Annotated in this window: 20 protein-coding genes, 1 tRNA gene and 1 pseudogene; 13 read left to right on the plus strand and 9 right to left on the minus strand. The window is 71.0% G+C overall.

The window, feature by feature from the left end; all coding sequences use genetic code 11:
* Window positions 1–264 precede the first annotated feature (264 nt).
* Window positions 265–453: pseudogene (locus IPT68_RS13800) on the minus strand (decarboxylase); the annotation flags it as partial.
* Window positions 454–592: 139 nt separating this feature from the next.
* Between IPT68_RS13800 and IPT68_RS13805 the strand changes: the two are divergent.
* The 4 genes from IPT68_RS13805 to glxA all read left to right on the plus strand — a co-directional run bounded on the left by IPT68_RS13805 (window position 593) and on the right by glxA (window position 5581).
* A tRNA-Lys gene (locus IPT68_RS13805) sits at window positions 593–666 on the plus strand.
* A gap of 114 nt (window positions 667–780) precedes the next feature.
* Window positions 781–1494: a FadR/GntR family transcriptional regulator gene (locus IPT68_RS13810; RefSeq protein ID WP_189699063.1), complete on the plus strand. Its 714-nt coding sequence runs from the start codon at window positions 781–783 to the stop codon at window positions 1492–1494.
* A gap of 254 nt (window positions 1495–1748) precedes the next feature.
* Window positions 1749–3647, plus strand: a complete 1899-nt coding sequence (locus tag IPT68_RS13815; RefSeq protein WP_228040432.1) for a glycosyltransferase family 2 protein — start codon at window positions 1749–1751, stop codon at window positions 3645–3647.
* Window positions 3644–5581, plus strand: coding sequence for a radical copper oxidase GlxA (gene glxA, locus IPT68_RS13820; protein WP_189699064.1), 1938 nt, complete (start codon window positions 3644–3646; stop codon window positions 5579–5581). The genes IPT68_RS13815 and glxA overlap by 4 nt, the downstream gene beginning before the upstream one ends.
* Window positions 5582–5635: 54 nt before the next feature.
* Here glxA and IPT68_RS13825 read toward each other — a convergent pair whose 3' ends face one another.
* The 6 genes from IPT68_RS13825 to IPT68_RS13850 all read right to left on the minus strand — a co-directional run bounded on the left by IPT68_RS13825 (window position 5636) and on the right by IPT68_RS13850 (window position 11534).
* Window positions 5636–6664, minus strand: coding sequence for a glycoside hydrolase family 6 protein (locus tag IPT68_RS13825; protein ID WP_189699065.1), 1029 nt, complete (start codon window positions 6662–6664; stop codon window positions 5636–5638).
* A gap of 95 nt (window positions 6665–6759) precedes the next feature.
* A complete protein-coding gene (locus IPT68_RS13830) occupies window positions 6760–7431 on the minus strand; it encodes a class F sortase (protein ID WP_189699200.1) in 672 nt (223 codons plus the stop codon).
* Between the two features lie 2 nt (window positions 7432–7433).
* Entirely contained in the window at window positions 7434–8063 is a 630-nt protein-coding gene (locus IPT68_RS13835) for a hypothetical protein (RefSeq protein ID WP_189699066.1), read from the minus strand.
* Window positions 8064–8200: 137 nt separating this feature from the next.
* Window positions 8201–8980, minus strand: a complete 780-nt coding sequence (locus tag IPT68_RS13840) for an HAD-IIA family hydrolase (protein WP_189699067.1) — start codon at window positions 8978–8980, stop codon at window positions 8201–8203.
* Window positions 8981–9270: 290 nt separating this feature from the next.
* The gene (locus IPT68_RS13845) at window positions 9271–10014 is read right to left on the minus strand and encodes a hypothetical protein (protein WP_189699068.1); all 744 of its coding nucleotides are present in this window, start codon (window positions 10012–10014) and stop codon (window positions 9271–9273) included.
* 389 nt (window positions 10015–10403) lie between these two features.
* Window positions 10404–11534: an ROK family transcriptional regulator gene (locus tag IPT68_RS13850; protein ID WP_229818428.1), complete on the minus strand. Its 1131-nt coding sequence runs from the start codon at window positions 11532–11534 to the stop codon at window positions 10404–10406.
* Window positions 11535–11604: 70 nt separating this feature from the next.
* On the opposite strand from IPT68_RS13850, the gene IPT68_RS13855 reads away from it, so the two are divergent.
* From IPT68_RS13855 to fmdA, 7 genes are all read left to right on the plus strand, one after another.
* Window positions 11605–12690 carry a Gfo/Idh/MocA family protein gene (locus tag IPT68_RS13855; RefSeq protein WP_189699070.1) on the plus strand — a complete coding sequence of 362 codons (1086 nt, stop codon included), beginning with the start codon at window positions 11605–11607 and terminating at the stop codon, window positions 12688–12690.
* Window positions 12687–13202 carry a heme-degrading domain-containing protein gene (locus IPT68_RS13860; protein WP_189699071.1) on the plus strand — a complete coding sequence of 172 codons (516 nt, stop codon included), beginning with the start codon at window positions 12687–12689 and terminating at the stop codon, window positions 13200–13202. Before IPT68_RS13855 ends, IPT68_RS13860 begins: the two co-directional genes overlap by 4 nt.
* A gap of 105 nt (window positions 13203–13307) precedes the next feature.
* A complete protein-coding gene (locus IPT68_RS13865; protein ID WP_189699072.1) occupies window positions 13308–14183 on the plus strand; it encodes an LLM class F420-dependent oxidoreductase in 876 nt (291 codons plus the stop codon).
* 167 nt (window positions 14184–14350) lie between these two features.
* Window positions 14351–14779 carry a hypothetical protein gene (locus IPT68_RS13870; RefSeq protein ID WP_189699073.1) on the plus strand — a complete coding sequence of 143 codons (429 nt, stop codon included), beginning with the start codon at window positions 14351–14353 and terminating at the stop codon, window positions 14777–14779.
* A 282-nt stretch (window positions 14780–15061) separates the two neighbouring features.
* Window positions 15062–15340 carry an FmdB family zinc ribbon protein gene (locus IPT68_RS34985; RefSeq protein WP_189699074.1) on the plus strand — a complete coding sequence of 93 codons (279 nt, stop codon included), beginning with the start codon at window positions 15062–15064 and terminating at the stop codon, window positions 15338–15340.
* Window positions 15341–15405: 65 nt separating this feature from the next.
* The gene (locus IPT68_RS13880; RefSeq protein ID WP_189699075.1) at window positions 15406–16053 is read left to right on the plus strand and encodes an AmiS/UreI family transporter; all 648 of its coding nucleotides are present in this window, start codon (window positions 15406–15408) and stop codon (window positions 16051–16053) included.
* Between the two features lie 61 nt (window positions 16054–16114).
* Complete coding sequence (gene fmdA, locus IPT68_RS13885) at window positions 16115–17362, plus strand: formamidase (RefSeq protein WP_189699076.1); 1248 nt, start codon at window positions 16115–16117, stop codon at window positions 17360–17362.
* A 164-nt stretch (window positions 17363–17526) separates the two neighbouring features.
* Here fmdA and IPT68_RS13890 read toward each other — a convergent pair whose 3' ends face one another.
* Entirely contained in the window at window positions 17527–18384 is an 858-nt protein-coding gene (locus tag IPT68_RS13890) for a fumarylacetoacetate hydrolase family protein (RefSeq protein WP_189699077.1), read from the minus strand.
* A 588-nt stretch (window positions 18385–18972) separates the two neighbouring features.
* The gene (locus IPT68_RS13895; protein WP_189699078.1) at window positions 18973–19404 is read right to left on the minus strand and encodes a VOC family protein; all 432 of its coding nucleotides are present in this window, start codon (window positions 19402–19404) and stop codon (window positions 18973–18975) included.
* A gap of 241 nt (window positions 19405–19645) precedes the next feature.
* On the opposite strand from IPT68_RS13895, the gene IPT68_RS13900 reads away from it, so the two are divergent.
* Both IPT68_RS13900 and IPT68_RS13905 read left to right on the plus strand, forming a co-directional pair.
* Window positions 19646–20662, plus strand: coding sequence for a hypothetical protein (locus IPT68_RS13900; RefSeq protein WP_189699079.1), 1017 nt, complete (start codon window positions 19646–19648; stop codon window positions 20660–20662).
* A gap of 461 nt (window positions 20663–21123) precedes the next feature.
* Window positions 21124–21516: a very short patch repair endonuclease gene (locus IPT68_RS13905; protein WP_189699080.1), complete on the plus strand. Its 393-nt coding sequence runs from the start codon at window positions 21124–21126 to the stop codon at window positions 21514–21516.
* The last annotated feature ends 2 nt before the right edge of the window (window positions 21517–21518 follow it).

Raw genomic sequence — 21518 nt, forward strand, 5'->3', positions numbered from 1 at the left:
GAAGGCCCTCGTAGGTCCTGCGGCCTCGGCCCCCATGGGTCCCGCGTCCTCACGAAGACCGCCGAAAGTCCCGGCTCCTCACCAGGCCCCCCATAGGGCCCGCGGCCTCACGAAGGCCGTCGAAAATCCCGGCTGCTCACCAGGCCCCCCATAGGTCCCGCGTCCCTCACCAGCCCTGATGGGTCCCGGACGCTCACCAACGCCCCGTCGGTCCCGCATCCTCACAAGGCCCCCATCGTTCCTGGTCCTCGCCGATCCCGAGGGTCATACCTGCACGATCGGCTCCCTGGTGAACAGTGCGCCCAGCTCCGGTGCGTTCACCCGACGGTCCGCCAGGCGCAGCGCCTCCCAGACGGTGACCTGGTTGGCGGTGAGGACCGGCTTGCCGAGCTCCTTCTCCAGGGCCGGGATGTGGGCGGCCGTGTGCAGAGCCGTGTCCGGCAGGAGGACCGACCGCGTTTCACAACTGTCGTCACGGCGCGCATGTTGACGGTCCGAATGATGTACGGCACCCGTTCCGGCCCCGGTGGGGGCCTCTCGCCGGTGGTCGGGAGCACCCCCGGAGGTCATGTAGAGTTAACGACGTCAGCAGGCGCCGCTAGCTCAGTTGGTTAGAGCAGCTGACTCTTAATCAGCGGGTCCGGGGTTCGAGTCCCTGGCGGCGCACAGACGGCGAGGCCCCTCACTTCGGTGGGGGGCCTTTCGCATGCCCTCCGCGGGGCTTCTTCCCGCGCGGTCGGAGCAGGGTCCTCCGCGGTTATGGCCGGTTACCCTCTGGCCATGGCTGCGCGTGACCTCCAGGAGAGGATCAAGAAGCTCATCGTCGACCGCCGGCTGGCCTTTGGGGCGCCGCTGCCGACCGAGCCCGAACTGATGGCGTTCCTCGGGGCGAGCCGTAACTCGGTCCGGGAGGCACTGAAGGCCCTCCAGGCGATGGGCATCGTCGAGATACGGCACGGCTTCGGCACCTATGTCGGCCGTATGTCCTTCGCCCCGATGATCGAGGGCCTCGCCTTCCGCACCGTCGCCGGGCACCACCGGGGCGAGGACAGCCTGCTGCAGCTGCTGCGGCTGCGTGAGGCGATGGAGACGGGGCTGGTGTCGCGGCTCGCGGGGCGGCTCACGGAAGGGCACCTCGCCGAGCTGGAGGCACTCGTGGACGCCATGGACCGGCGGGCCGCGCAGGGGGTCTCCCTCGCCGGGACCGACCGGACCTTTCACGCCACCCTCTACCGAGGGCTGGACAACGCGCTGCTGAGCGAGGTGCTGGAGGCCTTCTGGGACGCCTTCCACCGGGTGAGCAGGGACCTTGTCGAGGTGCCGCAGGATCCCCGGATCACCTGCCGGCAGCACCGCGAGATCCTGGACGCCGTGCGGTCCGGCGACTCACTCCGCGCCGAGCAGGCCATTGGCGACCACTTCAGCCACATTCGTACCCGCCTGCTGTCAAGCGCACCAACAGACACCACCTTGCGTCCGAATGAGCCCGTATAACGGGTAAATACCGTGCATCCCATCTTGCGATCATGCGGAACGGCGTAGAACCCTGGTCTCACGAGGCTGCGGTTACGCGCCAATTGGGGGGAAAGAACCGGTTGCCGGTGGTGCGGGGAAGGGGGCCCCGTTCATGAGTGCGCCGAGGGGGGCGTCGGGCGACCGGACACACGCCTGTGCACGTCGAGGGGGACCGGCACGGGCGAAGGGACCGACGGACACGCGGAGCCGATCCGCGTGTGGGGGGATGACTCATGACGTCGACGCCGACGGGCGCCCGGCAGAACTTCGACCTGTCACCGACCACTCAGCTCGGAGTGTCCTCGCACCGGACCGGCCACACGGGGACGTACCGCCGGATCAGAAGGACGCTGCCGCGGTACGACTACGAGCATTACAGCCGGCTGGCCGGCCCCCTCACCGAGCCCGACCCCACCAGGCCGTACAGGGTGCAGTACCGCTCGTTGATCTCCCAGGAGCCGCACCGCGTCCGGGTGGCCCTGATGCTGGCGGCCGCGCCGCTGCTCTCGCTGGTCCTGCTGGTCTGGCTGCTGCAGCCCGCGCACTGGACCGAACGCGACCACCCGGCGTACGCCTTCCTGCCCGCGCTCGACGTCGTGATGCTGGTCTCGATCGGTCTGATCGAGTTCTTCCGCTGCATGAACGTGCTGTCCAACGCGCACGCCACGCTGGTCGCCCGTGACCCGGTCCCGGTGGTGCCGGAGACCGGCACGCGAGTCGCCTTCCTCACCTCCTTCGTGCCCGGCAAGGAGCCGCTGGAGATGGTGACCAGGACCCTGCAGGCGGCGGTGCGGATCCGCCACCGGGGCCTGCTGCACGTCTGGCTGCTCGACGAGGGCGACGACCCGGAGGTCAAGGAGGTCTGCGCCCGCCTCGGCGTGCACCACTTCTCGCGCAAGGGCGTCGCGAAGTGGAACCAGGCCAGGGGCCCGCACCGCGCCAGGACCAAGCACGGCAACTACAACGCCTGGCTCGACGCGTACGGCGACGACTACGACTTCTTCGCGTCCGTCGACACCGACCACGTACCGCTGCCCAACTACCTGGAGCGGATGCTCGGCTTCTTCCGCGACCCCGACGTCGGCTTCGTGATCGGCCCGCAGGTGTACGGCAACTACGACACGTTCGTCACCAAGGCCGCCGAGTCGCAGCAGTTCCTCTTCCACGCGCTGATCCAGCGGGCCAGCAACCGTTACGGCGCCCCGATGTTCGTCGGCACCTCCAACGCCGTACGGATCAGGGCGCTGAAGCAGATCGGCGGGCTGTACGACTCGATCACCGAGGACATGGCGACCGGCTTCGAGATCCACCGCCACCGCAACCCGGCCACCGGCAGGAAGTGGCGCTCGGTCTACACCCCGGACGTGCTCGCGGTCGGTGAGGGACCGAGCGCCTGGACGGACTTCTTCACCCAGCAGATGCGCTGGTCGCGCGGGACGTACGAGACGATCCTCAAGCAGTACTGGAAGGGCTGGTACTCGCTGCCGCCGACCAAGCTGTTCAACTACACGATGATGATCATCTTCTATCCGATGTCGGCCCTGAACTGGATCCTCGCGGCGCTGAGCTGCGCGCTGTTCCTGGGGCTGGGCGCCTCGGGCGTGAACATCGACCCGGCGGTCTGGCTGATGCTCTACGGCAACGCCTCCGCCCTCCAGATCGGCCTGTACGTCTGGAACCGCCGCCACAACGTCTCCCCGCACGAGCCGGAGGGCTCCGGCGGTGTGGCCGGGATGGTGATGTCCGCGCTGTCGGCGCCGCTGTACGCGAAGGCGCTGATCGACTCGGTGCTGCGGCGCAAGAGCAAGTTCGTGGTCACGCCCAAGGGCGACTCGGCGAGCCCGGACCGGTGGTTCGGGACCTTCCGGTACCACTGGTACTTCGTCCTGATCTTCGGCGCCTCGATCGCCGCGGGCTTCTGTCTCGGTCACTCCCACCCCGCGATGATCATCTGGGCGTCGTTCGCGACGCTGATTACCGCCACGCCGGTCCTCGCCTGGCGCTGGGAGCTGCGGCAGGCGAGGAAGCGGCCCACGGCGCCGAGCGCGCCGGAGCCGCAGGACGCGGTGCCCGCGCCGACACCGGCGCACGGTGTGCCCACGCCCACCCCGGCGCACGGGGTGGCCCGATGAACGACCGCGCCGGCCGCCGCCGCGCCCGCCGTCTCGCGATCGGCACGGTGGTGGTGCTGGCGGTGGCCGGGATGAACGGGCCGTGGCTCTACCGGGTCGGGAGCGAGAAGTACCACCAGTACCGCATCAGCAGACCCGAGTACATGGCGGAGAACGGCCGCTGGGAGATCGTGGAGTTCCCGCCGGAGTACCGCCAGAACACCATTCACGCGGCGCTGCTGCACACCGGCAAGATCCTGCTGGTGGCCGGGTCGGGCAACAACCAGGACAACTTCGACGCGAAGCGGTTCGACACCCGGCTCTGGGACCCGGCCGAGGGCACCATCGAGAAGGTGCCGACGCCCAACGACCTGTTCTGCACGGGCCACACGCAATTGGCGAACGGCCGTCTGCTGATCGCGGGCGGCACCAAGCGGTACGAGAAACTCGCGGGTGACGTGAAGAAGGCCGGCGGCCTGATGATCGTCTACAACGAGAACCCGGACAAGCCGATCACCCTGCCCGCGGGCACGAAGTTCACCGGCAAGGAGAACGGCAGGACGTTCGTCTCCAAGGACCCGGTGCTGGTGCCGCGCGCGAAGAAGGTCTTCGACAAGAAGACCGGACGGTTCCTGCGCAACGACCCCGGGTTCGGACGGATCTACGTCGAGGCCGCCAAGGAGGGCGCGAAGTACGAGACCGGCACCCAGGACAACTACAGCGTCCAGGGGCTGACCGGGGCGGACGCGCGCAACACGTACGGCATCGCGCAGAAGCTGGCGCTGGACAAGAAGGACTTCCAGGGAATCCGGGACGCCTACGAGTTCGACCCGGTCGCCGAGAAGTACGTCAAGGTCGACCCGATGAAGGAGGCCCGCTGGTATCCGACGCTCACCACGTTGAGCGACGGGAAGGTGCTCAGTGTGTCCGGGCTGGACGACATCGGGCAGTTGGTCCCGGGCAAGAACGAGGTGTTCGACCCGGAGACCAAGCAGTGGACCTACACCGAGAAGGAGCGGCAGTTCCCGACGTATCCGGCGCTGTTCCTGATGCAGAACGGGAAGATCTTCTACTCCGGGGCGAACGCGGGGTACGGGCCGGACGACGTGGGGCGGGATCCGGGGATCTGGGACGTGACGAGCAACAGGTTCACCGAGGTGCCCGGGATGAGCGACGCGAACATGCTGGAGACCGCGAACACGGTGCTGCTGCCGCCGGCCCAGGACGAGACGTACATGGTGATCGGCGGGGGCGGGGTCGGCGAGTCCAGGCTGTCGAGCGCGAAGACCAGGATCGTCGACCTCAAGGCCGCCGATCCGCGTTTCGTCGACGGGCCGTCCCTGGGGAAGGGCACCCGCTACCCGCAGGCTTCCGTGCTGCCGGACGACAGGGTGCTGATCTCCGGCGGCTCCGAGGACTACCGCGGGCGCGGCGACTCCGACATCCTCGAGGCGCGGCTCTACGACCCCGAGACCGGCGAACTCGACCGGGTCGCCGACCCATTGGTGGGGCGCAACTACCACGCGGGGTCGATCCTGCTGCCCGACGGGCGGGTGATGTTCTTCGGGTCCGACTCGCTGTTCGGCGACAAGGCCAACACGAAGCCGGGGAAGTTCGAGCAGCGGATCGAGATCTACACGCCGCCGTATCTCCACCGGGGGTCCGGGCCGTCGCTGTCGGGCGGGCCGCGGACGATCGCGCGCGGCGCGTCGGGGACGTTCACCTCGCGGCACGCGGCCTCCATCACGAAGGTGCGGCTGATCCGGCCAAGTGCCTCGACGCATGTGACGGACGTGGATCAGCGGTCCATCGCCTTGGACTTCGTCACCTCCGGGGACAAGGTGACCGTGACAGTGCCGCAGAACCGGAACCTGGTGCAGGCCGGGTGGTACATGCTCTTCGTCGTCGACGACCGGGGGGTACCCGGTGACGCGCGGTGGGTGAGGGTTCCCTAGTGCCGTTCGCGGGTGCGGGGCGCCGGGCGCCTTGTCGCGCAGCGCCCCGCGCCCCTAGGCCGTCGAGGCCCGCGCCAGGTCCAAGGCGTAGTCGGGCCACCATGCGCCTGCCTTGGGACCGCCCTTGCATTCGCCGTCCGACTCTCCCGGGCGTTTGATCCAGAGGTAGGCGTCCACCAGCGGATCGGCCGTCCTGGTCGTCGGGGTCTCCCCCAGGGCCCGGCCCGGCGGGTTGCACCAGCGTTCGTCCGGATTCCCCTCGGTGTAGGGGCCGTTGCCGTTGCGGCTGGTGTCGACGACGAAGTGCTTGCCGCCGACCTTCGCGGACAGCTCCTTGCCGTAGGCGATGGACTCCTCGGTGGAGTAGAAATTGGAGACGTTGACCGAGAAGCCGTCGGCCTGGTCGATGCCCGCCCGCCGCAGGGACGCGAAGATCTGGTCGGGGTGGCCCCAGCCCGCGTTGCCCGCGTCCAGGTACACCTTGGTGTCCGGCTGGGACTTCAGCCTGCCGACGGCGTACTTCAGCAGGTCGTACCGCTCCTCGTGGAACTCGCCCGGCGTGCACCCGTCCACCAGGTGCAGCACCGCGTCCGGTTCCAGGATCACCGTCGCGGAGCGGTCGCCGATGCCTCTGGTGACGCCGTCGATCCAGGCGCGGTAGGCGTTGCCGTCGGCGGCGCCGCCTCCCGAGTACTGGCCGCAGTCGCGGTGCGGAATGTTGTAGAGGACGAGCAGGGCCGTACGGTCGGCCTTCGCGGCGGCCTCGGTGAAGCCGCGCGCCTGCTGCTCCGGGTTCTCCGCGCCGATCCACTCACCGGTCGGCTGCTGGGCGATCTTGCGGATCTGCTCGGCCTCGCTCCTCCTGCCGTCCCTCACGTAGTCGGCGACCTGCTGGGCCGCGTTACCGTCCGGGTTGACCCAGAACGGGGCGGCGTCCTTGGGCTGTTGGGTGATGCGGGCGCCGGTGTCGCTCTCGCCGCCGTCCCCGTCCCCGTTACCGTCGCCGCCGTCACCGGACGAACAACCCGCGATCAGCAGTGCCGCCCCCAGCACGACCGCGACCGCCCCCCTGCTGCCGTACATCCAACTCCCCCTTGGGTGCACCGGTCCACAAGCCCCAATCCTGACATACGTCGCGTTGCGTTCACGAGGTCGCCGGCGAGCTTGGCCGGGACCTGTTACAGACCGGTGCCGGTGAGGTACGCGGAGACGACCACGTTCGCCGTGTAGGTGTGGCCGGCGCGGTCGAAGGTGCCGCCGCAGGTGATCAGTCGCAGTTCGGCCCGCCCCGGCTTGCGCGCCCCGTAGGCCTGTTGGGCGTCGAAGCGGTCACGGCTGAGGACCGTGACGTCCTCCACGGTGAACTCGGCCACCTTGCCGTCGTCCCGGATGACGCGGACGGTCTGGCCGGGGCGCAGGGTGCTGAGCTTGTAGAAGACGGCGGGGCGGGTCGCGGTGTCGACATGGCCCACCATCAGCGCGGTGCCGGCGGTGCCCGGCTTCGCGCCGGCCGCGTACCAGCCGACGACGCCGGGCTGGTCGTACGGCGGTGGATCGACCGCGCCCTGCGCATCGAGCCCGCGGGCCACGACGGGCGCCTGGATGCCGAGGCCGGGGACGTCGAGGCGCTGGGGCAGCGCGCCGGTCAGCGGTTCGGCGGCCGGCGGCAGCGCGGCGATGGGCGGGCGGCCCGCCGCCGCCATGTCGCCGGTGGTGGGCGCGGACACGCCGTGCCGTACGTCGGTCACCTCACGGCCCCACAGCCACAGCCCGAGCAGCAGCAGCGCCCAGACCACGCCCGTGACGAGCCGTCCGGTGCCGGTGGAGCGTTCCGGGTCGGACAGGATCATGGTCAACACGTCCCACGGTTACGGCGATAGCCGAGGACCAGGACCGCGACGCAGGCGGCGCCGGCGAGGACCAGGCCGGTGACCGCGTGGGCCGTGTTGGGGCCGGTGCCGCGGGCGTCCACGGCGAGGTTCGCGGTGCCCCCGCCGCCCGCCTTGACGGGGGCGACCGGGGAGGCGTAGGCGGGCGGATGGAGGGTGGCCGAGGCGTACTCGGACGGGAGCGCGGGGGCCGAGGGGGCCGCCGAGGCAAGCTCGGACGGGAGAGCCTGGACCGTCGCGGCCCCCGCGGCGAGCTCGGACGGGAGGACCTGGGCCGTCGCGGCCCCCGCGTCGTCCTCGGACGGGAGGACCTGGACCGAGGGGGCCGCCGGGACGTCCTGGGACGGGAGAACCTGCAGCGACGGTGCCGCCGCTACGACCTCGGACGGGAGTACCAGCGCCGACGGTGCCGCCGAGGCCGGCTCGGCCGGGGACGGCGAGGCGTCGGCGAGGGTGCTGGGTGCCGTGATCGACTCGGACGCGTCCTCGCCCGGGCCGGCCGAGGCCCCGTCGTCCGCCGCGTGTGCCACCGGCGCGACGGCGGCGGTGGTGGCCAGCACGCCGGTACAAAGAGTCAGTCGCAGTGAACCCATCGTGAACCTCCAGACACCTGGAGACTCCCCCGCACGTCCCGCCCCCGCATCCGCAGCGCGGGCGGGACTGCTCCGTACGGGTGGGTTTCGCCCCAGTACGACCGCAAAGCGGTTTACGTCCGCCGGCCCCGGTCCGGTTAGACGCGGTCCACCAGGTCCGCGATCGAGTCGACGATCTTCGACGGGCGGTACGGAAAGTCCTCGACCTGCTCGGGACGGGTCAGCCCGGTCAGGACCAGGAAGGTCTGCATGCCGGCCTCCATGCCCGCCAGCACGTCGGTGTCCATCCGGTCGCCGATCATGGCGCTGGTCTCGGAGTGGGCTCCGATGGCGTTCAGACCGGTCCGCATCATCAGCGGGTTCGGCTTGCCCGCGAAGTACGGCTTGCGGCCGGTCGCCTGGGTGATCAGCGCCGCCACGGCGCCGGTCGCGGGCAGCGGGCCCTCGGTGGAGGGGCCGGTCTCGTCCGGGTTGGTGCAGATGAAGCGGGCGCCGCCGAGGATGAGCCGTACGGCCTTGGTCATGGCTTCGAAGGAGTACGTCCGCGTCTCGCCGAGGACGACGTAGTCCGGCTCGTGGTCGGTGAGGATGTACCCGATGTCGTGCAGCGCGGTGGTCAGGCCGGCCTCGCCGATCACATAGGCCGAGCCGCCCGGCCGCTGGTCGTCCAGGAACTTCGCCGTGGCCAGCGCGGACGTCCAGATGTTGTCGATCGGCACGTCCAGGCCCATCCGGCGGAGCCGGGCGTGCAGGTCGCGCGGGGTGTAGATGGAGTTGTTGGTGAGGACGAGGAAGGGCTTGCCGGACTCGCGCAGCTTCTTGATGAAGGCGTCGGCACCGGGGATCGGTACGCCCTCGTGGATCAGCACTCCGTCCATGTCGGTGAGCCATGAGTCGATGGGCCTGCGGTCTGCCATGTGCGTCGATCACTCCAGGCGTACGTGCGAGATGAGCTGGGGGCGCCGGAACCACGGCGTACCGACGCCCCCAGCGTAGTCAGGACTGGCTGATCCTGACCCCGTCGATCACCCAGTACCGGTTGTCGCCCGCCGTGCGACGGAAACGGACACGGACCGTGGTGGCAGCAGCGGGGACCTGGGGGCGGTTCAGGTGTGCGACGGGGCGTCGGCGGTGCAGTTCGCACGTGCGGGCAACCGAGCGACGCGCACATGGCGTCGCGGGGCGGTCGGGGCGGGTCGGCCAGGGCCTAACGGCGTCTGCGGGCCAGCAGCAGGACTCCGCCGGCGACGACGAGCAGGAAGGAGGCGGCGGCGAGGGCGCCGCGCGGGGTGGTGAGGCCGGTGCGGGCGAGTTCGTCGGCGAAGGAGAGGTGGCCGTCGGGGGCGGCGGCGGTGGAGGTGGCGGAGGGGTCGCCGTCCGGCTCGGCGGCGCCCTTGGGCTCGGCGCGCACCCGGAAGCGGTAGTCGTTCGACTGCCCGACCCAGTCGCCGTCGTCGTCCCGCCGCTGCACGACGGCCGCGTTGGCGGTGACGTCGTTCGGTACGGCGTCGGAGGTCATCGCCAGCCGCACCCGCACGGTCAGCGTCTGCCCGGGCGGCACGGTGAAGCCCGCGAACCCGTCGCCGAAGGCACCGACCAACTCGTCCTGGTCGGTCCGCTCGAACCGCACCGGCCGTGGCCGTGCCCCCTCGTAGAACTCCATCCGGGGCTGTGACGGCTTCAGCGCCCGCTTGCCGTCGACGAGCACCACGACCGGGTGGATGTCGGTGCACAGGCTCTGGGTGGTGTTGGTGAGCTCGATGGTCCAGGTCCCGTACCCGCCGCCGGCGTCGTAGGAGCCGGGGCCGCCGGGGATGCGGGTGGTGATCGGGAACTGCCGGTTGTCGGAGGCGGTGCAGTCGGACCCGGGGGCCGCGTGCACCGGAGATGCGGCTCCGCCGAGGAGGGCGGCCGCGGCGAGGCTGAGGGTGACGGGCGTGCACAGTCGCATGGACCCATTCCGCGCCGGGCGAGGCCCACCGCGCCAGGACGCCGCTCCGTACGGCCCAACAGGTCCGCCCGATCGGGCAGATGACTCGGCTCCGGCCCACCGGAGACAGCGGTCACCGGGAACGGGCGAAGGCGGCCCACCCCCACCCCACGGCCCGCCCGCTCCGGCAGAGGCACAGCCGACCCGCCGGACCGGCGAAACACGCCCCGCCCCCACCCCTCAGCCCGCCCCACCGAGCCCCCGACCGAGCCCCGGCCCACCGGACACGCGGACTCACAGAACCCGCGAAACACGCCCCACATCACCCGACGGCCCGCCCGCACACGCGGACGGCACGCCCAGCACTCCGGAGACGACGACCCACCGCGACCGGCGGACCCGCCCCGCCCTCACGCCACGGCCCGTCCGAACAGGGGTGCCAGCAGCAGTTGTGCGGCGCCCTCGGCGACCGCGCGTCGTCCGCCGCCCGCGATCCGCACCGGCACCGCGTCCTCCCCCGTGCGCCGGGCGCGTTCCTCGAGAACCCCGGCGACCCCTCGCAGGAACCGCTCCGGCTCGTCCGCGACGGTCCGCCCGCCGAGCAGCACGTGGTCGACGTCGAGCAGCGCGACCAGGTTGCCCGCCCCGACCCCCAGCACCCGCGCCGCCTCCGCCACGTCCCCGCGCGTGACCGCGTCGAGACACAGCGCCTCGACGCACCCCCGGTTCCCGCACTCGCACACCGGTCCGTCCAGCTGCACGACCTGGTGCCCGAACTCCCCCGCCCCCGTCCGGGTCCCGCGATGCACCGCGCCCCCGATCACCAGCCCGCAGCCGAGCCCCGCCGCGAAGTGCAGGTACGCGAAGGATCCGGTCCCGCCCCCCACGGCCAGCCGCAGCGCGGCGGCGTTCGTGTCCTTGTCGACCACCACGGGCAGTTCCAGCCGCCGCTCCAGCACGTCGCGCAGCGGAAAACCGTCCCACTCGGGAAACCCGGTGACTCGGTGCAGCACCCCGCGGACGTGGTCGAGCGGCCCGGGCAGCGCGACCCCGGCGCCGAGCAGCGTGCGGACGCCGGCCCCCGCGTTACCGCCGAGCACGTCCGCGACGAGGGCGGCCACCTGCCCCACCACGGCCTCGGCCCCCGCCCCGAGGTCCGTCGCCGCGCACCGCTCCTCCGCCACCACGCCCGCCAGGTCGACGAGCACCACCCGCAGCTCGTCCCGGTCCAGATGCACGCCCACCGCGTGCCCGGCCTGCGGCACGAGCCGCAGCACCGTGCGCGGCTTGCCCCCGGTGGACACCAGCCGCCCGGCCTCCGTCACCAGCCCTTCGTCCCGCAGCCGCCCGGTGATCTTGCTGACGGCCTGCGGGGTCAGCCCGGTCCGCTCGGCGAGCTCCAGCCGGCTGACGCCCTCCGTCCCGGCCCTGCGCAGGAGTTCGAGGACCAGCGCGGCGTTGTGGCTGCGCAGCGCCGGCAGGTTCGCTCCCTGCCGCACGCCCTGCTGAGCGCCGTGCCGCACGCCCGCTCCGGTGGTCATGTCCGTCCTGTTCACGCTCCCATTGTCTCCGCCGCTTGCACTTTGGCAACAGCGTTGCGAAAGTGGACGCATGACTGGCACACCCCCTGGCTCGCCCCTCCGCGTCGGCCTCGTCGGCTACGGCCTGGCGGGCTCCGTCTTCCACGCCCCGCTGATCGCCACCACCGAGGGCCTGGCCCTGGACACGGTGGTCACCTCGCACCCCGAGCGGCAGGAGCAGGCCCGCGCCGAGTACCCGGGCGTGCGGGTCGCCGCCACCCCGGACGAGCTGTTCGAGCGGGCCGACGACCTGGACCTGATCGTCGTCGCGTCCCCGAACCGGACGCACGTCCCCCTCGCCACCACCGCCCTCAAGTCCGGCCTGCCGGTGGTCGTCGACAAGCCCCTCGCCGGCACCGCCGCCGAGGCCCGGGAGCTGGCCGCCCTCGCCGACGAGCGCGGCGTGCTCCTCTCCGTCTTCCAGAACCGCCGCTGGGACAACGACTTCCTGACGCTGCGCCACCTCCTCGCCGAGGGCGAGCTGGGCGACGTATGGCGCTTCGAGTCCCGCTTCGAGCGGTGGCGGCCGCAGCCGAAGGGCGGCTGGCGGGAGTCCGGCGACCCGGCGGAGATCGGAGGTCTGCTCTACGACCTCGGCAGCCACGTCGTCGACCAGGCCCTGGTCCTCTTCGGCCCGGCCACCTCGGTCTACGCCGAGGCCGACCTCCGCCGCGCGGGCGCCGAGACGGACGACGACACCTTCATCGCCCTCACCCACGCGAGCGGCGTCCGCTCCCACCTCTACGTCTCCGCGACGACCGCCCAGCTCGGCCCGCGGTTCCGGGTGCTGGGCTCGCGGGCGGGCTACGTCAAGTACGGCCTGGACCCGCAGGAAGCGGCCCTGCGGGACGGGCAGCGCCCCTCCGCGTCCGCCGACTGGGGCACCGAGCCCGAGTCGCTGTGGGGCCGCGTCGGCTCCGGAGAGTCCCCGCTGACCGACGGCGGCCGCCCGCTGCGCACCCTGCCCGGCGACTACCCCGCGTACTACGCCGCGATCGCCGCGGCCCTGCGCGACGGCGCCCCCAACCCGGTGACCGCCCTGGAGGCGGCCGCCGCCCTCGACGTCCTGGAAGCGGCCCGCCGTTCGGCCCGAGACGGAGTGGCGGTGACCCTGTGACCAACAGCCGCAAGAGCGCGACGACCCCGAAGATCGCCCCCGAACTGACGCCCTCCGTCGAGGAGCTGGAGGCCCAGGAACGCCGCCTGGTGTTCCGCCGGTTCACCCACGACGACGCCTGGGCGCTCGGCTCGCTGCTGGTGGAGCTGGCCCGGGAACGCCAGGCCCCGGTCGCCATCGACATCCACCGCGCCGGCCAGCAGCTCTTCCACGCCGCCCTGCCCGGTTCCACGCCCGACAACGACGCCTGGATCGCCCGCAAGCGCCGGGTGGTGGAGCGCTACGGCTCCGCGTCGTACCTGGTCGGCGCCCGCTTCCGGGCCAAGGGCACGACCTTCGAGGAGTCCTCCCGGCTGGACCCCGACACCTACGCCGCTCACGGCGGCTCCTTCCCGATCACCGTGGAGGGCGTCGGAGTCGTCGGCGCGGTGACGGTCTCCGGCCTGCCGCAGCTCCAGGACCACCGCCTCGTGGTGGAGGCGCTGGAGCACGTCCTGGGCGAGCAGCTCTGAGTCACCGGACGACCTGATCCCGGCCCGGGGGCCGGGGATTAAGGCGCGCGACCCTCCGGTTGCCACCGAGGAGCAGCCGTCACGGCAACCGGAGGGATCGCACCCATGGACAACCCCGCAGCCTCGCTGAAGGAGCGGCTGGGACGGTACGGCATCTGGAGCGTGGGCCTGCGTTCGGAGGACCCCGGCCGCCGCGCCGAGGTCGACGAGTCGGCCGTCGAGCTGGAGGAACTGGGCTTCGGCGGGCTCTGGCTGGGCGGCAACAGCTCCGCCGCGAACGCCGCCCCCCTCATCAGGGCCACCCAGGGCATCACCGTCGGCACCAGCATCCAGAGCATCTGGCAGCACGAGCCCGCCGTCGCCGCCGCGGCTCGCGCCGAGCTGGAGGCGGCCCATCCCGGCCGGTTCGTGCTGGGCCTCGGCGTGAGCCACGCCAAGCTCGCCGAGCAGTACCGGCGCCCGTACTCGGCCCTCGTCGGCTACCTCGACGCACTCGACGCCGCCGGCGTGCCGTCCGAACGCCGGGTGCTGGCGGCGCTGGGCCCGAAGACGCTGGAGCTGGCCCGGGACCGGGCGGCCGGCGCGATCCCGTACCTGACCACACCGGAACACACGGCGTACGCCCGCGACATCCTGGGCGACGCCCCGCTCCTCGCGCCCGAGCTGAAGGTCGTCCTGGAACGGAACCCGGAGCGGGCCCGCGGGGTGGCCCGGGACTACCTGGCGATGTACCTCTCACTGCCGAACTACACGGACAACTTCCTCCGCCACGGCTTCACCGAGTCGGATCTGGCGGACGGCGGCAGCGACCGCCTGATCGACGCGGTCTTCGCCTGGGGCGACGACAGCCGCGTGCGGGAGCGCGTGACGGCCTTCCACGCGGCGGGCGCGGACCACGTCGCGCTGCAGGTGGTGGACGGAGGCCCGAGCGACGCCCTGCCGCGCGCGGCGTGGCGCCGCCTCGCCGATCTCCTGGCGTGATCGAAAAGCACTAAATGATCACCTTGTGAGACATTTCACGAGGGAATGGCTGGACTCGTGCCCATCGCAGATTTAGTTTCCCTAAAAGAGCAATGCGGGAAATGAGCAATGCGAGCCTGCCAGGGGAGTGACCTCGCGGACGGCCGCCCGCCCCGGAAGGTGGACAAGTGAGCGAAGACGCCGTGTGGGTGCGGGGTGTGACCGGCATCCAACTGCACCACGTCACCAATCTGCAGGACGCCCGACGATTCCTCGGCAACGCCGTCATGGCGCTGAGCGCCGCCCATGTGAGGACCGGCGACGCCCGGTTCTCCGGTCTCGCCGACCAGCTGAAGGCGATGGTCGCCGAAACGCGCGACCTCGAGGGCCAGGCCCGGGAGAGCATGCAGCAGCTGCACTCCACGGACCCGGAGCGGTTCGCGCGCTGCCGGGAGGGCGAGGAGCCCTGGCCGGACGAGCTCCAGGCGGGCTTCATCCCCCGCCACACCTGCCGGGACGAGTGCCTCTACCACGACCGCGACGTGCTGGACGCCATCCTCCAGTGCACCTGCGGCCGGCCCCCGTGCCGCGCCTGCGCCATCGCGGGCGCACCCTGACCAACCGGGGCCGGTCCGGCACCTGACGCCGGCCCGGCCCCGGTCGTACGTACGACGTCGAGCGCGGTCGCTGTGGCCGCGCCCGACGTTTTTCACCGCCCGAACCACCGCGCGGCCAAGGCCCGAACGGCGGCGCGCGGCGGCTCCCAGGGCACTCCCAACTCGCCTTGACACGCCGTCGTAGGAGGAGTTGCCTGGAATGTGAGGCAGCTTTCCAAGGTGTGTCCGGATCGGTCGGATCCGCGCCCTTGGCCAACGGCTGGAAACGGGCGGCGAAGATTTATGGCGACGTACGAGTATTCCTGCAATCGCTGCGGTTCTTTCGACGTGCGGCGACCCATCGGCACCACTTCGGCCGAGGAATTCTGCCCGCGGTGCTCGCGCAGGGCTCGGCGCGTGTACACCTCCCCTGGAACTGCCTTCACGTCGCCCGCGGTCGCGCGTCTGCGCGAGCGGGAGGAAGAGTCTCGGGAAAACCCCGCGGTGGTCACGCGGGTGCCTCCCAAGGAGGCGGCGCCGAGGCCGACCCATCCGGCCCACGCCCGGCTTCCCCGGCCCTGACCGGGAAGTCGCGGACCGGCCGGTAGCGCCCTTCGTCGAGGGCGAGTTATCGGGAGGTGTGTCCCTTGGCCAATGTCGGGCTTCTCTTCGTGGGCGCGGTGCTGTTCCTGAACGGACTGATGCTGCTGGGGAAGGTGGACAGCCGGTCGGCCGCCATCTTCAACCTGTTCGTGGGCGGACTTCAGGTCCTCACTCCCACCTATCTCATCATCGCCGCGAACCAGGACCCCCAGCGCATTCTGCTGGCATCCGGCATCTTCCTCTTCGGTTTCACCTACCTGTATGTAGGAATCGGGCTGCTGATGGGCCTCGACACGACGGGCGTGGGCTACTACTCGCTGTTCGTGTCCATCGTGGCGCTCGGCTATTCCTTCGTCAGTTTCCGGCAGTTCGGCGATCAGCCCTTCGGAGCCATCTGGCTCTACTGGGCGTTCCTGTGGTTCCTCTTCTTCCTGCTCCTGGGTCTGAAGATGGAGGCGCTGACGCCCTATGTGGGCTGGGTGACCGCCATCCAGGGCTGGGTGACCGGTGTCATTCCGGCATTCCTGCTGCTGTCCGGTTACTGGGTCGCGGAGAACTTCTACGAGATCGCGATCGCTCTGGGCGCGTTCGCCGTGGTGACCTTCGGCGGGCTGTGGTTCGCACTGCGCCACAGGCGGCCAGGCAGGCCCGCGCAGGAGTACGACGCCTATGCGGCCGGCAGCCACGGCTAGGCCCTCGCCTCGCCGCCGTCTCGTGACCGCCACCCCAGACAAAAGAACATGAGGGATTCACATGCCAGAAGTAATCTTCAGCGTCGACCAGTCAAAGTCGATGCGCGACCAGGATGTCCCCGGACACAACAGGTGGCATCCGGATATCCCGAACGTCGCGATGGTGCGCCCGGGGGACGAGTTCCGCGTCGAATGCCGGGAGTGGACCGACGCGCAGATCCTCAACAACGACTCCGCCAACGACGTTCGCGATGTCGACCTGAAGCGCGCGCACATGCTCAGTGGGCCGATAGGCGTCGAAGGCGCCGAGCCGGGCGACCTGCTCGTCGTCGACATCCTCGACCTCGGGCCGGTCCCGCAGAAGGTCGGCGACGCACCGGGCGAAGGCTGGGGTTACACCGGCGTTTTCGCCAAGGCCAACGGTGGCGGCTTCCTGACGGACTACTTCCCGGACGCCTACAAGGCGATCTGGGAGTTCCACGGGCAGGTGGCGACCACCAGGCACCTTCCCGGTGTCCGCTTCACCGGCATCACCCACCCCGGCCTCTTCGGCACCGCGCCGTCCGCGGAGCTGCTGGAACGGTGGAACAGGCGCGAGCAGGCCCTGATCGACACCGACCCGGACCGCATCCCGCCCCTGGGACTCACGCCCGACCCCGATCAGGCGCTGGCCGGGCAGGCGAGCGGATCGGACGCCGACCGCATCTGCCAGGAAGGGGCCCGCACCGTTCCCGCGCGGGAGAACGGCGGCAACCACGACATCAAGAACTTCACTCGTGGCTCGCGCGTCTTCTACCCCGTCCACGTCAAGGACGCCAAGCTGTCGGGCGGTGATCTGCACTTCAGCCAGGGAGACGGTGAGATCACCTTCTGCGGCGCCATCGAGATGGGCGGCTTCATCGACTTCCACGTCGATCTGATCAAGGGCGGCATGGAGAAGTACGGTGTCACGACCAACCCGGTCTTCATGCCGGGCAACGTCGAGCCGCGGTACTCGGAGTTCATGTCCTTCATCGGGATCTCCGTCGACCACGACACCGACACCAACTACTACCTGGACGCGACGGTCGCCTATCGCCGCGCCTGCCTCAACGCCGTCGAGTACCTGAAGAGGTTCGGCTACACCGGAGAGCAGGCCTATCTGCTCCTCGGCGCGGCCCCCATCGAGGGACGCATCAGCGGGATCGTCGACATCCCGAACGCCTGCTGCTCCCTGTACCTGCCGACCTCGATCTTCGACTTCGACGTCCGTCCCACCTCGGAGGGGCCGAAGTCCGCGGACCGCGGTCAGTGCGCGGTGACCACCTGAGCCGAGGGTCACCCCCGCCCCCTCGCCGGGCTCCCACTCGGCGAGGGGTCGCCCCGCCCCCTCGCCGGGCTGCCACTCCGGACCGCCACCAGCCGCCCGGAGGCCCGGCCCGGGGGCCTGTGCGTGCGTGACCGACGGCGGCGCACGGAGCGGTCCCCGACCCGTCAGGCGTCCTTGAACTCCTGGCGCTGCCGGCCCAGCCCCTCGATCTCCAGCTCCACCACATCACCCGCCCGCAGATACGGCTTGGGCTCCGGGTGCCCCATCGCGACGCCCGCGGGCGTGCCGGTGTTGATCACGTCCCCCGGGTACAGGGTCATGAAGTGGCTCACGTACCGCACGACCTCGCCCACGGAGAAGATCTGCTCGGCGGTCGTCCCGTCCTGCTTCAGCTCCCCGTTGACCCACAGCCGCAGTGACAGCCGCTGCGGATCCGGCACCTCGTCCGCGGTCACCAGCCACGGGCCCAGCGGATTGAACGTCTCGCAGTTCTTGCCCTTGTCCCAGGTTCCCCCGCGCTCGATCTGGAACTCCCGCTCGGACACGTCGTGCGCCACCGCGTACCCGGCGACGTGCGCGAGCCCGTCCCGCGCCGACTCCAGGTAGCGGGCCGTACGCCCGATGACGACCGCGAGCTCCACCTCCCAGTCGGTCTTGCGCGAGCCCCGCGGCACGAGGACGGTGTCGTCCGGCCCGACCACCGTGTCCGGGGCCTTGAAGAACACCACCGGCTCGGCGGGCGGCTCGGCCCCGGTCTCCCGGGCGTGGTCGTGGTAGTTCAGCCCGATGCACACGATCTTGCCGATCCGCCCCAGCGGCGGTCCGATCCGCAGCCCCGCCCCCTCCAGCACCGGCAGCTCCCCGGTGCCGGCGGCCGCACGGATCCGGTCGAGCGCGGCGTCGTCGGCGAGCAGCCCGCCGTCGATGTCCGGCACGAGACCGGACAGGTCCCGCAGCACGCCCTCGCCGTCGAGCAGCGCGGGCCGCTCCGCCCCGGCCGTACCGACTCGCAGCAGCTTCATGGTCACCATCTCCCTCGATCGCGGGGCGCCCGCCGACGTGTGCGGCCGTCGGAGGACTGATCGATCGTCCAAGGTGACGGTCCAGTCCGCAACACCCCGTTCACGTACTGGACCGTAGCTCCAGGTGGTCAGCGGTGGGGCACCGCCCGCTCCACCGCGCTCCACGTCGTACCGATCACCACGTACAGGGCGGCCGCGAGCGGCACCACCGCCACGGTGACCAGCGTGACGAAGGACAGGAACGGCATGACCCGGGCGACGGCGCCGAGGCCGGGCAGCCGCTCGCCGTCCGCCGGGACGGAGATGCCGGCGGACGGCGTTTTCCCGCACTGCTGAACCCATGATCACTGAGGGCCGTGCGACGCGCGCAGGGCTGAGCCGCCCTCGACGGTGGTGCTTTTGGAGCAGACGCCGAGAGCGGCCGAGGGCTGGGAGCAAGCCCTCACATGCCCTACCGCGGCGTAACGGACGACGGATGCAGTCGCATCCCCGTTCGAGCAGCCGGCCGCGTCGGCGTCGCCCGCCACCCCGCGCGCCTGAGGGCCGCGACCAGGCTGCTCGAGCACTTCCTCAAGGGGGAACGGCCGGCTAAGCCGGGACAGGCTCCCCGATCCCGATCATGTTGCCCTCACTGTCACGGAACCAGGCGGCACGCTCGCCCCGCGCCCCCTTGCTCGGATAGTTCCCCTCGACGTCGGCGATCCCGTCGTCCCCCGTCCGCAGCCCCGGCAGGTCGACGACCTCGAACTCGACCCCGCGCTCCCTGAGCGCGGCCACCACCCTGTCGATGTCATCGACCTGCCACCCCATCTGCGTGAACGTTCCGGGCGAAGCCCCCTCCGACTCGAACAGGGCGAATTCCACGCCACCACACCGGTACAGCAGCCCACCGGGCCGCTCGTCGAGGGGCTCCAGCCCGAGCTTCTCGGAGTAGAAGCGCCGGGCGCGCTCCAGATCCTGAGCGGGCAGCCGGGTCGCCACACGCCCGCGGGCCAGCAGATCCAACGCGTCCGTGTCCATACCCTCACTGTGCCGCAGCCGGGCGGGGCGGTCCTGTCGGACGGCGGGCGACCCTGTCGGGAGGCGGGGCGGCCCTGTGGGAGGCGGGGCAGCCCTGTCGGGAGGCGACGCGTCCCCCTGTGGCGGCGGGCGGCCCTGTCGGGAGGCGGGGCGGCCCTGTGGGGGCGGGCGGCCCTGTCGGGAGGCGGCCCGGCGCCTGTCTCACCTTCCTTTGTCACCACGCGGCAGTACGGTGTCCCCCATGCGCCCCGACACGCCTGCCGAGAACGTCGACCACACCGCCGAGGCGGCCCGCCTGGAGCGAACCGCCGGCCTGTACCCCGAGGACACCGAGGCCCTGCTGCTGCGGGCCGCGGCCCACCTGGAACTGTCCGGCGACCGCCCCGCCGCCACCGCGCTCTACGACCGCCTGCTCTCCTCCGGGGACGACCTGGAGCACCCGCACCTGATCCGCGCCCTGAAGGCCTCGAACCTCTGGGAGTACGGCCACGAGGCGGAGGCCCGGGCGATCATCGACGGCATCCGCACGGCGTCCCCGCGCGACCCGGCCCCCTGGGTGATCGTGGCCGAGGCCCTGGAGGCCCACGACGAGTTGGAGACGGCGCAGGAGATCTTCACGGAGGCCACCCGTCTCCTGTCCGGGGACGCGCCGAAACCCCCACGGTCCGCTCACCCCCTCTTCTTCGGCCGCCACCGCGTACGGCGCATGCTGGGCCTCCCCCACGACGACTGGGACGCCCTGGCCGACACCCTGCACTCCATGCCGGTCTCCCTGGACGAACTCCACGACCCGAAGCGCGTGTGGTCCCTGGGCTCGAACAACCCGGCGGAGCTGGAGGCGGAGATCTCCCGCCTTCGAGCCGAGCTGGGCGCCTACAGGGAGGCCCTCTCCCGCCCGTTCCCGGTGGCGATACTGCACTGGCCGGAGGGCGAGCTGACGGAGTTGCTGACGGCGTACCCGTCCCTGACCTCGGAGTACCCCTCGCACGAGGAGCACCTGTCGACGATAGAGGCCTCCCTGCGCGAACTGTCCGCCTCCGGCACACCCAACCTGGGAGTCGTCACGGGCACGGTCCCCTCTTACGAGGCCTTCGCGGCATCGGAGGGCACGACCCCGGACGACACAACACTCCTCCCTCAGTACGCGACGACCCTGGCGGCCCGAGGCCGAGCGGTGGCATGGCCACCGGAGCGGGCTGGTGCGTGCTGGTGCGGGACGGGGAACTCGTACGGCGAGTGTCATGGGGTGGAGTCTTGAGGCCGCCCTCCACCTACCACGGTCCTCATTACCCCGCCCACCGGTCGATAGCCGCTGAGCCCACCTGGCGTGCCTCCGAGATGCTGACGCGTCCCCGCCCCGCAGGCCACTGAGCAACGAGGCATAGCGCCCACCGACCTCTGGGCCCGCTTTCCCGGGCCGCTCGCTCGCTTCTTCGCCGTGCTGGAGCGGTCCGGGTCCAGGGTGGCCCGCAGGGCCATCGGCGAAGCCGACGCGGAGCGTCAGCGGAGCGCCCTTGACGCGGACCGCGGAAGCACGACACTGGCCAAGAAGCGGGCGGCCCCCACAGCACTTACGAACGCGATCAAGTCAATCGCCCGTGCCATCTTGCCAGGGCGGCCTCTTTCGAAGAGTGCATCACCTCCCCGCCACCGGGGCGACGCCGGCAGAATGCTCACGTGCCAGACGCCGTCCCGTCCTCACCCGCAGTCTCCGCCCGCATGAGCCGCCAGCTTTCCCGCGACACGGCCCCCGAGGTGGCGGTCCGACGGCTGCTGCACGCATCGGGTCTGCGTTACCGCGTGAATGTGCCAGTGCCCGGCATGCCCCGCCGCACCATCGACATCGTCTTCCCCAAGGCCAAGATCGCGATCTTCCTTGACGGCTGCTTCTGGCACGGCTGCCCCCAACACGCAACGCATCCAAAAGCCAACTCGGAGTGGTGGCGAGTGAAGCTCGACAAGAACATGGCGCGGGACATCGAGACCACTAAGCACCTGACCTCGGAAGGGTGGACCGTACTGCGCTTCTGGGAACACGAATCGGTTGAGGACATCACCCGCCAAGTCACCGCCACCGTGGCGGCGAAGCGGGCGGCCACCAACAAGCACTGACG

This window comes from Streptomyces chromofuscus (assembly GCF_015160875.1).
GTDB classification, from domain to species: Bacteria; Actinomycetota; Actinomycetes; order Streptomycetales; family Streptomycetaceae; genus Streptomyces; species Streptomyces chromofuscus.

Coding starts and splice junctions, on each gene's coding strand:
- IPT68_RS13810 (WP_189699063.1), top strand. CDS start 781: ATGGCTGCGCGTGACCTCCAGGAGAGGATCAAGAAGCTCATCGTCGAC.
- IPT68_RS13815 (WP_228040432.1), top strand. CDS start 1,749: ATGACGTCGACGCCGACGGGCGCCCGGCAGAACTTCGACCTGTCACCG.
- glxA (WP_189699064.1), top strand. CDS start 3,644: ATGAACGACCGCGCCGGCCGCCGCCGCGCCCGCCGTCTCGCGATCGGC.
- IPT68_RS13825 (WP_189699065.1), bottom strand. CDS start 6,664: ATGTACGGCAGCAGGGGGGCGGTCGCGGTCGTGCTGGGGGCGGCACTG.
- IPT68_RS13830 (WP_189699200.1), bottom strand. CDS start 7,431: ATGATCCTGTCCGACCCGGAACGCTCCACCGGCACCGGACGGCTCGTC.
- IPT68_RS13835 (WP_189699066.1), bottom strand. CDS start 8,063: ATGGGTTCACTGCGACTGACTCTTTGTACCGGCGTGCTGGCCACCACC.
- IPT68_RS13840 (WP_189699067.1), bottom strand. CDS start 8,980: ATGGCAGACCGCAGGCCCATCGACTCATGGCTCACCGACATGGACGGA.
- IPT68_RS13845 (WP_189699068.1), bottom strand. CDS start 10,014: ATGCGACTGTGCACGCCCGTCACCCTCAGCCTCGCCGCGGCCGCCCTC.
- IPT68_RS13850 (WP_229818428.1), bottom strand. CDS start 11,534: ATGACCACCGGAGCGGGCGTGCGGCACGGCGCTCAGCAGGGCGTGCGG.
- IPT68_RS13855 (WP_189699070.1), top strand. CDS start 11,605: ATGACTGGCACACCCCCTGGCTCGCCCCTCCGCGTCGGCCTCGTCGGC.
- IPT68_RS13865 (WP_189699072.1), top strand. CDS start 13,308: ATGGACAACCCCGCAGCCTCGCTGAAGGAGCGGCTGGGACGGTACGGC.
- IPT68_RS34985 (WP_189699074.1), top strand. CDS start 15,062: ATGGCGACGTACGAGTATTCCTGCAATCGCTGCGGTTCTTTCGACGTG.
- fmdA (WP_189699076.1), top strand. CDS start 16,115: ATGCCAGAAGTAATCTTCAGCGTCGACCAGTCAAAGTCGATGCGCGAC.
- IPT68_RS13890 (WP_189699077.1), bottom strand. CDS start 18,384: ATGAAGCTGCTGCGAGTCGGTACGGCCGGGGCGGAGCGGCCCGCGCTG.
- IPT68_RS13895 (WP_189699078.1), bottom strand. CDS start 19,404: ATGGACACGGACGCGTTGGATCTGCTGGCCCGCGGGCGTGTGGCGACC.
- IPT68_RS13900 (WP_189699079.1), top strand. CDS start 19,646: ATGCGCCCCGACACGCCTGCCGAGAACGTCGACCACACCGCCGAGGCG.
- IPT68_RS13905 (WP_189699080.1), top strand. CDS start 21,124: ATGAGCCGCCAGCTTTCCCGCGACACGGCCCCCGAGGTGGCGGTCCGA.